Origin of the sequence: Hoylesella timonensis 4401737 = DSM 22865 = JCM 15640, from assembly GCF_000455445.1 — a bacterium.
In the GTDB taxonomy this organism is placed as follows: domain Bacteria; phylum Bacteroidota; class Bacteroidia; order Bacteroidales; family Bacteroidaceae; genus Prevotella; species Prevotella timonensis.
Map to the genome: position 1 here is coordinate 72,145 of NZ_HG417099.1, position 12,541 is coordinate 84,685.

At 44.7% G+C, this 12,541-nt stretch carries 9 protein-coding genes; 7 read left to right on the forward strand and 2 right to left on the reverse strand.

Translation table 11 applies throughout. The features are described 5' to 3' along the window. Positions 1–29 precede the first annotated feature (29 nt). Positions 30–536 carry a hypothetical protein gene (locus BN35_RS10190; protein WP_025071496.1) on the forward strand — a complete coding sequence of 169 codons (507 nt, stop codon included), beginning with the start codon at positions 30–32 and terminating at the stop codon, positions 534–536. A 476-nt stretch (positions 537–1,012) separates the two neighbouring features. On the opposite strand, the gene BN35_RS10195 is transcribed toward BN35_RS10190, so the two are convergent. After that, a complete protein-coding gene (locus BN35_RS10195; protein WP_145992955.1) occupies positions 1,013–1,402 on the reverse strand; it encodes a hypothetical protein in 390 nt (129 codons plus the stop codon). Positions 1,403–1,716: 314 nt separating this feature from the next. Here BN35_RS10195 and BN35_RS10200 point away from each other — a divergent pair, with 314 nt between their 5' ends. The 6 genes from BN35_RS10200 to BN35_RS10225 all read left to right on the forward strand — a co-directional run bounded on the left by BN35_RS10200 (position 1,717) and on the right by BN35_RS10225 (position 11,206). Beyond that, positions 1,717–3,168, forward strand: coding sequence for a lipopolysaccharide biosynthesis protein (locus BN35_RS10200; protein WP_025071494.1), 1,452 nt, complete (start codon positions 1,717–1,719; stop codon positions 3,166–3,168). A 69-nt stretch (positions 3,169–3,237) separates the two neighbouring features. After that, positions 3,238–5,064: an aminotransferase class I/II-fold pyridoxal phosphate-dependent enzyme gene (locus BN35_RS10205; RefSeq protein WP_025071493.1), complete on the forward strand. Its 1,827-nt coding sequence runs from the start codon at positions 3,238–3,240 to the stop codon at positions 5,062–5,064. After that, positions 5,065–6,075, forward strand: a complete 1,011-nt coding sequence (locus BN35_RS10210) for an NAD/NADP octopine/nopaline dehydrogenase family protein (protein WP_025071492.1) — start codon at positions 5,065–5,067, stop codon at positions 6,073–6,075. It begins immediately after the preceding gene. A 10-nt stretch (positions 6,076–6,085) separates the two neighbouring features. Continuing rightward, positions 6,086–6,919, forward strand: a complete 834-nt coding sequence (locus BN35_RS10215) for a LicD family protein (protein ID WP_025071491.1) — start codon at positions 6,086–6,088, stop codon at positions 6,917–6,919. Between the two features lie 6 nt (positions 6,920–6,925). Next, entirely contained in the window at positions 6,926–7,951 is a 1,026-nt protein-coding gene (locus BN35_RS10220) for a hypothetical protein (RefSeq protein ID WP_028900819.1), read from the forward strand. A gap of 48 nt (positions 7,952–7,999) precedes the next feature. Beyond that, complete coding sequence (locus BN35_RS10225) at positions 8,000–11,206, forward strand: S41 family peptidase (RefSeq protein WP_028900818.1); 3,207 nt, start codon at positions 8,000–8,002, stop codon at positions 11,204–11,206. Positions 11,207–11,360: 154 nt separating this feature from the next. Here the strand turns inward: BN35_RS10225 and BN35_RS10230 are convergent, their stop codons facing one another. Further along, the gene (locus BN35_RS10230; protein WP_159100006.1) at positions 11,361–12,536 is read right to left on the reverse strand and encodes a TolC family protein; all 1,176 of its coding nucleotides are present in this window, start codon (positions 12,534–12,536) and stop codon (positions 11,361–11,363) included. Positions 12,537–12,541 lie beyond the last annotated feature (5 nt).

The window sequence follows — 12,541 nt, forward strand, 5'->3', positions numbered from 1 at the left end:
TTTTAAAATGTCAAACAAAAAACAACACAATGCATGGAGAGTCGCAATATTGGTACAATATCCCATGGCGACACGATGCCGAGCAGGCGATGGACAGCCGACTGAAAGAGTTGGAGCAACTGAAACGCAAGCTGCCCCCAGCCATGCAAGCAGACCGCAATTATGAGTCGGTGGCACAAATCAAGCTGGGCATCGACGTGCTTGATGCCATCCTACACAATGGCAACATTAGCCAGTTTGGCAAGAAAGAGCAGGTTGCCGTGGCCAGCATCATGCCCAATATCGATGCCGAACCGGCTGAACTGCTCAACAACCAGTCGTTGGCACTGACACCCAAAGAAACCTTCTTCTGCATCATGGAGCGCAACGGCATGGCCGACAGCGAGAAAGCAAAGGCATTCTGCTGCTCAGAACAAGCCGTAAGGTCTACCAAAAGTCGGCTCACTAAAAAGCTGCGCTCTATGCCCCACCTGCATGGCACGACACCTGTACCACGACCAACAAGCCCAGTTCAACCTGATATGGAGAATCGATGAAAAGGTGCGAAGTACAGGTTTTGTCCGTTTTTCTTCCCTAATTTTAACACTTCTGGAACCTCACAAATAGAAAAAATATAAGGTATTTTTAGGGTGTTCTGAACCCTCAATCGGACTATAAACATGACTTTGACCGGTTACTCCATTGAGTTAATGAGCCTACATTAATGGAATAACGCCCTTAAATCATTATTTTATCGACCCAAAACCATGCTTTTAGCTGCTATTTCGCACTGTTTTTGCGGCTAAATGATACCACTATTTTTGTAACACGCTGATTATCAAGCATTCCTATTTTTCGCGTATTTGCGAACAAGTCTCCACTTCGTTACAAATACGCGAGTATTCTGAGAGCATTTGTCAATATATTTCAGATTTTTTAAGACGATTTTTCATCCCCAAAAATCAACATTTTTAGGACATCCTAAATAAGTGGTCTCGCTGAAATTTATCAAGGAATCCTATTATCTTTTTCATCACTTTTCTCTTATATTAGATAATTTGACAAAATGCAACATAGGATCAACATAATCATCTGGAACACTAGCACAACCGCGATGTTGTGTATCTGTAAAAATATCTCCGCTAAAAATAACTTTTATTCCAGCTTTTCTAAAACTTAAAGGTAGTGAGTTGTGTTGAGGGTAAATATTTACAATACCATAAGGAAGCTTACATACAATGCAATAAACATGATACTCGGTATTAAAAATCACTTCCCCAGGACTGTCAGTTAAGGTGAACCTAACTGTATTATCTTTACATACTGGGTAATTTGACGATTCTAATTCTTTTGAATCATCAGAGCTACAGCCAACATTCAATATAAGAAATAATGGCAATAATAAAAATAGTACTTTCTTCATTTCTACTTTTTTTATAGTTACGGTATGTCGAAAAAAATCTAAACTAATAAAGATCATCCAAAGATTGGGAATGAATTGTTAATTTATCATTCGCTGTCACAGTGTACTACTGTGTACAAATATAAACATTTAAGAAATACGAAACAAGCAAATTATTCGTTTTTTTAATAAAAAGTTGGTGGTTCAATGGCTAAAGTTTTCCTATTGTTTTCCCAATCATTATAATCCTCAAAAATCAAGTGAAACGTATCACAGCTCAAAAAACTTGTACTTCTGCCTAAAAACAAGTACTTTTGTAACCAAATTCCCTGCGGATGACAGAGACACTCAAAGAGAAAACGGCAAAAGGTATATTTTGGGGGGCGATGAGCAACATCACCCTGCAATTGGTAGGTGTGGTGTTTGGCATCATGCTGGGTCGTATCCTGTCTGACGAAGACTATGGCATGATGGCGATGATAGCCATTTTTCAGTTGGTTGCCATTGCCCTTCAAAACAGTGGGTTCACGGTAGCTATTACCAATATGAAATCCCCTACCCACGATGACTACAACGCTGTATTCTGGTTCAACATCTTGGTTGGCGGCACCTTGTACATCCTTTTGTTCCTATCCGCTCCTCTAATTGCTTCCTTCTACGATACGCCAGCCCTGACATCCTTGTGCCGATACAGTTTTTTAGGCATCCTCTTCGCCTCGTTCGGCACCGCCCAATCGGCATGGCTGTTCAAGAACTTACACGCCAAGCAACAAGCCAAAGCCAACATCGTCGCCGTATTGCTGTCGAGCATCACGGGAGTACTGATGGCGTGGGGTGGTTTTCGTTATTGGTCATTAGCCACTCAAAGTTTGGTGTACATCCTGCTGTGTACCCTACTCTACTGGCATTATTCGCCTTGGCGACCCTCCGTACACCACATTTCGTTTGCTCCCGTGAGACGAATGTTCAAGTTTTCATTCAAAATCCTACTCACCACGCTCATTACCCAAGTCAACAACAACGTGCTGAACATTCTGTTGGGCAGGTTATACACCAAACACGACGTGGGACAATACAACCAAGCCTACCAATGGGACAGCAAGGGATTTCAGTTGGTGCAGAGCATAGTGAGCCAAGTAGCACAACCTGTACTCGTTGAACTGAAGAACGAGGCTGACCGACAGCTGCACGCTTTTCGCAAGATGATGCGCTTTTCAGCATTTCTCAGTTTCCCCCTCTTGTTGGGACTGGGACTGGTATCGCGCGAATTCATCGTGCTTACCATTACCGAGAAATGGCTTCCCAGTGCCCAACTCCTTCGGCTGTTGTGCGTGAGTGGGGCTATCTTCCCCCTCATCACACTGATGTCGAACCTCATTATCAGCAAAGGGAAAGCCAATGTTTACCTTGGTTGCACCGTTGCCTTGGGCGTATTACAAATCATCCTCATGCTATTGCTGTGGCCCTACGGCATCCGCAACATGGTTATTGCCTATGTATGCCTCAATGTGAGTTGGCTTTTTGTGTGGTTCTACTTCGTGAGAAAGTCCACAGGATACACGCTTCCGCAGTTTTTTAAGGATGTGTTACCCTTTGCAGTCAGTGCATCAGGGGTCATGGTTGTGACCTACTACGCCACGTTGGGCATCACTCATCTGCTCCCGTTATTAGTCGTCAGGGTGGTAATGGCAGCTGTTTTGTATTACGTCATCATGCGCGTTGCCAAAGCAGAAATACTCCGCGAATGCCAAGCAGCCATTCTTTCTAAATGGAAGAAAAAGCGCTAAGGACATCCCAAAATCCATATTTTTATGTATATTTGCTCATTATTGAAAATCAAAGCAGAAATTTAACACATGCAAGCCATTATATTAGCCGCAGGAATGGGGCGTCGTTTAGGAAGCTACACCAAGGAAAACACCAAATGTATGGTACCCGTCAATGGGGTAAGACTCATTGACCGCGTACTCACGCAACTCTCCGCATTGCATCTAAAGCGTGTACTGATGGTGGTGGGCTATAAGGGAAAAGAACTCATCCACCACATCGGAGAGCGATATGCAGACGCTCTAAAGATAGAATATGTAGAAAATCCTATTTACGACCGCACCAATAATATTTATTCATTGTCGTTGGTAAAGGAGCAAATGCAAGAAGACGACACGCTCTTGATAGAGTCGGACCTCATCTTCTCTGACCAACTTTTCTCCATGATTCTTGCCGATGAACGTCCCAACATTGCCCTCGTTGCCAAATATGAGACATGGATGGACGGTACCATGGTGCGCATTGACGGTGATGGTAACATCGTGAACTTTGTTCCTAAAAAGGCTTTCAACTATCAGGAGGTTGACTCGTATTATAAAACGGTGAACATTTACAAGTTTAGCAAAACGTTTTCGCAAACACAGTACGTTCCTTTTCTCGATGCTTATTGTAAAGCTTTGGGAAATAACGAATATTACGAACAGGTGTTGCGCGTCATCACGTTGTTAGATAAAACCAACCTCAAAGCACTTGACATTGGTAATGAGAAGTGGTACGAGATAGACGATGTGCAAGACTTGGACATTGCAGAAACCATTTTCGCTAAAGACGACGAGATGCTCAAGCGGTATAACTATCGCTATGGTGGGCATTGGCGTTTTCCGAAAATGCTGGACTATTGCTATTTGGTAAACCCCTACTTTCCTTGTAAGCAGATGAAAGCCGAGATGAAAGCCAACTTTGACACCCTTTTGACCGAATATCCTTCGGGTATGTATGTCAACTCGCTGTTGGCAGGCAAGTGTTTTGGCATCAAACAAGAATACATGGTGGTGGGCAACGGTGCAGCAGAACTCATCAAGAGCCTCATGGAGAACGTTAAAGGTAATGTGGGCATGGTGTTCCCCACGTTCGAGGAATATCCACATCGACTGCGAAAAGAGCAGATAGTAGCGTTTGTTCCGTCCTTGGACACGCTGCGATATACTGCCAACGACTTGATGAATTTTTACAAAGACAAGTCCATAGACATGCTGTTGCTCATCAATCCGGACAATCCCTCGGGTAACTTCATACCCAAAGCCGACGTTGTGAGACTGGCAGCATGGTGCAAGGAGCGAAATATACAGTTAGTGGTTGACGAATCGTTTGTAGACTTTAGTGATGACTTTCTACACAACTCACTTCTCTGTGATGAGACATTGGAAGCATATCCCAATCTGTTGGTCATGAAAAGTATTTCAAAATCGTACGGCGTCCCCGGACTTCGGTTAGGTATCTTGGCTACCTCGCAACGAGAAACCATTGCTCGCATCAAGAAAGACGTGTCAATATGGAATATCAACTCGTTTGCCGAGTTCTTCATGCAGATATACAATAAATATCAAGCGCAATACGAAAAAGCATGTCAGCAATTTATTGACGAGCGCAATCGCTTTGCCCTACGCTTGAAGGAGATACATTTTTTGCGTGTTCTGCCAACCCAAGCCAACTACTTCTGTTGTGAGGTAAAACCGCCCTATACCGCAGCCGAACTGACTAAACAGCTGTTGGCACGCTTTGACATCATGATAAAAGATTGTAACAGCAAGACATCGCTCAAAGGATTGAACTATATTCGCATCTCTATCCGCAACCAAGTGGACAACGACCAACTAATCACAGCATTGCTCAACCTACAAAACGAAACCATATAAATGAAAATATGTATTTGCGGAGGAGGTAATTTAGGGCATGTGGTGGCTGGTTTCTTGGCTGCACAACCCACACATGAGGTGAGTTTGTTGACACGACATCCCGAACGATGGACGCACCATTTGCTCATTGACACCCCCAATGGAGAGGTGTTGAAGGGAGAGTTATGCCACATCAGTACGCATGCCAAAGAAGTAATACCTTCTGCAGAGTTGGTTTTGCTGTGCCTCCCGGGATATGCACTGCACGATACACTGGAGCAAATAAGTAAGTACCTGTCGCCCCACGTACCTGTGGGAAGCATCGTGTCGAGTACGGGATTCTTCTTTGAGGCGTTGGACATATTGCCCGATACCACTCCTCTTTTTGGCTTTCAGCGCGTACCTTTCATTGCCCGAACCACTCAATATGGACATCGAGCATCGTTGTTGGGCTATAAACCTCAACTCAATTTAGCGATTGAACGAGGTGGCGAGGCTACTGACGCATTAAGGGAAACATTGCAAGAAATGTTGCATACCCCCATCAGTTTGTTAGATAATTATTACGAAGCGAGTTTGACAAATAGCAATCCGCTGTTGCACACCGCTCGCTTGTACGAGCTATGGCACACTTGGCACAAGGAGATTATATATAAAGAGGTGCCGCTCTTCTACACCGATTGGACCGATGAAGCCGCACAATTATACATCCAAATGGATGAAGAACTTCAAACTCTATTGAGCAAATTAAAGGTAAAGCAGGGCGCAATACCCACTGTTCTCGATTATTACGAGAGTACGGATGCACATAGTTTAGGCAAAAAACTGTCGTCCATTGCTGCCTTTCAAGGCATACCTGCACCCATGAAAGCCGTTGAGGGAGGTTATCAACCTGATTTTTCCAGTAGGTATTTCACAGAAGACTTCCCTTATGGACTTGCTATCATTCACCGTTTGGCGCATCAACACGGTGTAGAGGTTCCACATATCAACAAGGTTTATGAATGGGGGATGCGTCAATTATCAAAATAAAACAGCACTCATGAACACACCACTCATACCACACGAGGAACTGCGCCAACGATATAATCCCGACGGCTCGTTGCTGCGCCGCCAACAGATGCGCATGCTGCACATCCTTGTTGAGGTTGACAAGATATGCCAACGCCACAACATTCGGTATTGGCTCAGTAGTGGAACGTTGATAGGTGCCGTTCGACATGGCGGTTTTATACCCTGGGACGATGACTTGGACATTGAGATGATGCGCTCAGACTACGAGCGACTTTTGGAAATTCTGCCTCACGAACTGCCCGATGACTTAGTATTGCAAGCCCATTGTACCGATCCAAATTATTGTTACCATTACGCAAAGGTGCGCGACCGTTGTTCCTATATCGAAGAGAAGCCCAACTACGACCGCTTTTTTAAGCATCGTGGCATCTATATAGACATCTTCCCTTTGGAGAAGCAACATATGTGGACACACAAACTTTCGGAACTTTCCTTCGGTCATGCGTATAAACTTATGCGTACTTACAAGGGAAGCGACGAGGAGTGCATGAAAAAAGTGAAACGACTGTATGCGTGGAATGTAAGATTTATCTACCCATTACTGCGCTTGGTGAATCGCATCACGGGCGCAAAGACCATCACCAGCGGACTTGGGATTCCGTTTCACAATCCCCGATACGAGGAGGATATATTCCCATTGACAACCATTGTGTTTGAGAACCGACCCTTCATGGCTCCCCATGACAGCGATCGCATGTTGCGACACATCTATGGCGACTATATGAAGCTGCCCGATTTAAGTCAACTGAAACCTCATACAGGCAGCATTGAAATATACAATAACGAAACCAACAAACATTGATAGGACATGAAACAGCCTGCAAAAACAGACGTGGCGGTACTGATACTCTTCTTTAACCGTCCCAAGGAACTGGGCAACCTGTTTGAACAAATCAAACTGGCTCGTCCCAGCAAGTTGTATCTGTATCAGGACGGACCACGCAACGACAGCGACTTGCCACGCATGGAAGCGTGTCGAAAGCTGCTCGACGATGAACACATAGACTGGGAATGTGAGGTACATCGCAACTACCAAGAGGTGAACAGGGGCTGCGATCCTTCTGAATATCTCTCCCAAAAGTGGGCATTCAGCCATGAAGACAAGTGCATTGTCTTGGAAGATGACAACGTGCCTGCCCTCTCGTTCTTCCCTTTTTGCAAAGAATTGCTTGACAGATACGCTCATGATGAGCGCATCGGCATGATTGCGGGCATGAATTACGATGAAGAAACACAGGGAATTCCCGATGATTATTTCTTCACCACCACCTTTAGCATAAGTGGTTGGGCATCGTGGAAACGGGTAGTTGACAAATGGGACGCTACTTATTCATTCCTTGACGACAAGTACAATCGGCAGCAGTTGGAAGCCCTTATTAAAGAAAGGAAATACCAAAGCGACTTTATTGAGTTTTGCGAGTATCACCGTTCGGTGGGGAAAGCGTATTACGAAACGATTTTTCATGCAGCCATCTTCTTCCATTCACAACTCTGCATCGTTCCCCGAGTGAACATGATTAGCAATGCTGGAGCTACTGAAGACGGTGTTCACCTCAGTGGGAGCAACGACGATTTACCCAAAGCCATTCGAGGAATCTTCACCATGCAACGCCACGAACTGTCGTTTCCGCTGAAACACCCACGATATGTCATTGAAAATGTGGGCTATAAGCACCGCATGTTCCGCATCATGGGCTGGGGACATCCTTGGCTCAAGATAGGACGATCGGTAGAAGAGCTGTTCATCAACTTACGTAAAGGCAATTTCAAACGCATCAAAGAGGCGATGGTCAATCGGATGCGAAAACTATGTGGCAAATCCAAATGGGATTAAAAATAGCTTAAAAGAATAAACATCTTAAATAATAAAAAACCTACATTTATGAAAAAAACACTCATTTTTGCTGCCCTCACACTATCTCTATCTGTGGCAGCTCAAACCAATCCGTTGTGGATGAGACACACTTCTATCTCTCCCGATGGGCAAACCATTGCGTTTTCGTACAAGGGCGACGTGTTCACCGTACCCGCTTCGGGCGGTCAGGCACGACAGCTTACCTCGAATGCAGCATACGATTCCTACCCCATTTGGAGTCCTGACGGCAAAAAGATTGCTTTCGCATCGAGTCGTGAAGGTAGCTTGGATATCTTCGTAATGAACAAATTCGGTGGCGAACCCAAGCGGTTGACCACCCGAAGCACCAACGAAACTCCCATTGCATGGCGTGACAACGAACACATTCTGTTCAGTGCAGCTATCATGCCAACGGCAAAATCTATCTTTTTTGCCAGCAGTCAGTTCCCACAAGTGTACGAGGTAAACTTGAAAGGCGACCGCCCAAAACTTTTCTCTGTTGTGAACATGGAGGACTTGAGCATCAACCAAAAGGGTGAGATATTGTATCATGACAAGAAAGGATACGAAGACCCCTTCCGTAAACATCACCGATCGCCTATCACAAGGGATATATGGCTCAACCAAAATGGCAACTTTAGCAAACTAACTACTTTCAATGGTGAGGATCGTACACCACGCTGGGCACCCGATGGCACCTCTTTTTACTACCTAAGTGAGGAAGACGGGACTTTCAATGTGTATAAACGAGGGGTGAAAAGCGCAAACAAGACACAAATCACTCACCACACCAGACACCCAGTGCGCTATCTGTCGGTGGCACAAAATGGGCGAATTTGTTACAGTTACGACGGTGAGATATACACCCAAATGGGGTCGGCTGCACCACAAAAAGTAAACGTGAGCATTACTGCCGACCGTAATGACATCGACTTGAGTCGACAGATAAAGACATGGGGAGCGACAGAGATTGCTCTTTCCCCCAACGGAAAGGAAATAGGATTCGTGCTACATGGTGACGTGTATGTGACCAACATCGAATACAAAACCACCAAACAAATCACCGATACACCCGAACAAGAGCGTTCGATTGAATTCTCTCCCGACGGACTGGCAATTGTCTACGCATCGGAACGGGAAGGGTTGTGGCAGATTTACCAAACAACCATGAAGAATAAAGCGGAGAAACAGTTTGCGTATGCCACCGACCTACAGGAAGAACGCCTTATCCATTCGGCTTACACGTCTTTTCAACCGCAATACAGTCCCGATGGGAAAAGCATTGCCTTCTTTGAGAACAGGGGTACGCTCAAGGTGCTTGATGTGAAGAGCAAGAAAGTAAGAACCGTGATGGACGGCAAATATGTTTACTCTTATAGCGACGGAGATATTTGGTTTGAATGGAGTCCAGACAGCAAATGGCTCATCTCCAATTATATCGGAACAGGAGGATGGAACAACCAAGACATCGCCTTGATTGACGCAGAAGGTAAAAAGCCCATTTACAACCTTACGCAAAGTGGGTATAATGCCGGCAACGGAAAATGGGTATTAGGCGGAAAAGCCATCATCTTCCAAAGCGATCGGGCTGGGTATCGCAGTCATGGAAGTTGGGGAACGGAGGACGATGTGTACATCATGTTCTTCGACTTGGATGAATTTGAGAAGTTCAAAATGACGAAAGAGGAAAAGAGTCTCCTCGACGAAGCAGAGAAAGAGAAGAAGAAAGCCGAAGAGCCAAAGACGGTAGACGTGACGGTGAAGAAGAAAGAAAAGAAGGAAGAGCCTATCAAATTGGACTTGGACAACTGTCGCGACCGTGTGCTTCGGCTCACTGTCAACTCATGCCGATTGGGCGATGCTGTGCTAAGCAACGACGGAAACGCCCTCTATTATCAGGCTGCCTTCGAAGGTGGTTACGACTTATGGAAACATGATCTACAAGATAAGAGTACAAAAATTGTGTTGAAAGGTGTTGGAGGCGGCGGTATGCTGGCGGACAAAGACTTCAAGAATCTGTACCTATGCTCTGGAGGGGGCATCAAGAAGATAGATATAGGCAGCAACTCGTCGAAAAATGTCGACTTTGAAGCACGCTTCAACTACAAGCCTTATCAAGAAAGGGAGTACATGTTCAACCACATCTGGCAGCAGGTGAAGGATAAATTTTATAAGGTAGACTTGCACGGTGTCGATTGGGAAGGCTACAAAAAGAGTTATGCACGGTTCTTACCTTATATCAATAACAACTATGACTTCAGTGAAATGCTGAGCGAAATATTGGGCGAACTGAACGCATCACACACAGGTGCGCGCTATTTTGGCGGTGGCGCCAACCTTAGCACTGCTACCTTGGGCTTGTTCTACGACCAGACGTACGATGGAGATGGACTGAAAGTCGAGGAAGTTATCAATCGTGGACCTTTCTCGGTGAAGAAAACCGGGGTTACGAAAGGCTGTATCATTGAGAAGATAGACGGTGAACCGATATTGAGAGACAAAGACTACTACTATATGTTGGACGGAAAATCGGGTCGCAATGTCAGGGTATCGGTGTACAATCCCAACACCAAAAAGCGTTTCGATGTAACGGTTAAGGCCATTAGCAAGGGCTACCAAGACGAATTGCTGTACAGACGATGGGTGGACAGGAACCGCCAATTGGTAGACAGTCTGTCGCATGGACGGTTGGCATACGTACATGTGAAAGCCATGGATAGTGAGAGTTTCCGCACTGTATTCCATGAATTGCTGAGTGACAAGAACAGAAATCGCGAGGCAGTGATTGTAGATGAGCGTCACAATGGTGGCGGATGGTTGCACGATGACTTATGTACGCTACTCTCAGGCAAGCAATATCAGAGCTTTGTCCCACGTGGACAGTTCATTGGCAAAGACCCTTGGAACAAGTGGACCAAGCCTTCGTGTGTCATGGTGTGCGAAGATGACTACAGCAATGGACATGGATTCCCGTTCGTGTACAAAGAGTTGGGCATTGGAAAACTGATTGGTACGCCAGTTGCTGGTACTATGACCGCCGTTTGGTGGGAGACACTCATCGACAATACCATGGTCTTTGGAATCCCACAGGTAGGTTGCCGAGACATGCGAGGCAACTTCGGAGAGAACACACAACTCAATCCTGATATTGAAGTGTATAACACTCCAGAGGATTATATCAATGGCAACGACCAACAGTTGAAACGGGCTGTTGAGGAGATGCTAAAGAAATAATGTTGCAACCAACATTGCCTAAATGATTTAGACAATGAAATGATACAAATAAAAACCTATCTGAAGCTGTCCAAAGTCTGACACTTTCAGATAGGTTTTATCATGAGATATCCTAAAGAAGCATGGACACCATGCTCAAATCTCATTTGGAAATCTACAAACTATTCTTGGTTAATTCGGCATAAACCTGTTGGAACTGATGCTCTATATTTATATAATCTTGCCATTTCTCATAGATTTTATCGACCTCCGTATAATAATCTAATAAGGACATCTCGCCAATTTCAACAATCTTTCGAAGAGTTTGTAGCGATTGACGTAAGAAAATCAAATCATAGGTGCTCAAAGAAGTGCGCAATTGTTCGAGTTCATTCTGGCGTGCCCTCCACTCATTACTTACTTTCATTTGCACATTGGCTTTTCTTAGCAACGCTCCTTCTAAAGCAGCCTGCGCAGCTTTCTTTTTGTGTTGGTTTGTGTAAAGCGGCAAAGCAAATCCTATTTGCACTCCATTACTAATTAAATCTCCTTCTGTATTGCGGCGATATCCAATGGTAAGGCGTGGCAACCAACTATTTTTATTGACTTTCAGTTGCTGTTGAGCCGCCTCCCCATAACCTTTAGCAGCGAGAACTTCCGCATCTGTTTGCAATAAGTGAGTGCGTAACGAATCCGCATTAAACTTGGTCATGACCAAAGGATAAGCCAAATGTTCTAAGAGAAGGGATTGATTTCCATTAAGTATCAGTAACTCTTGGTATACTCGCTGTCGGGATGCCTCATTCTTTGCAATATCAGCATGTAGAGACATTTGTTCCATTTTTAGTTTGTTCAGTTCAAGGACAGTAGCCTCTCCATGTTCAAACCGCTTTTGATACAATTCCAAGAGCCGCTGCGCTTTCTCTAAACGATCTGCCAAAACGTTCTTCAATTGATTCAACTGAATCCAATCCAAACATTTAATTTTCGCCTCGAGTAGCAGGTCTCTTCGCTTTGTCTGATACTCCAAGTTCAATACACGATGCTGTTTCTTTGCCAATAATCGCCTGGCGCCATACAATGTAGGGAAATCAAACTCTTGCGCGACGATGAGTTCGGAACTGGAAACGCCAGGAATGCCACTCCTCATAAATGGACTATACTCCACAGAGGGACCTTCAACGGTATTGCTTTGTTTTATTTCTTCGACCTCGCTCGCTATGTCTTTTTGTGCTGCCTGCAATTCTATATTGTTCTTTTCAATGCTTTTAAGCACATCGTCAATACCTTGCGCTTGGCTATACAAAACGCAAGGTAGGATTGCCCACAAAATAGTTGTTCTTTTTATCATGACCA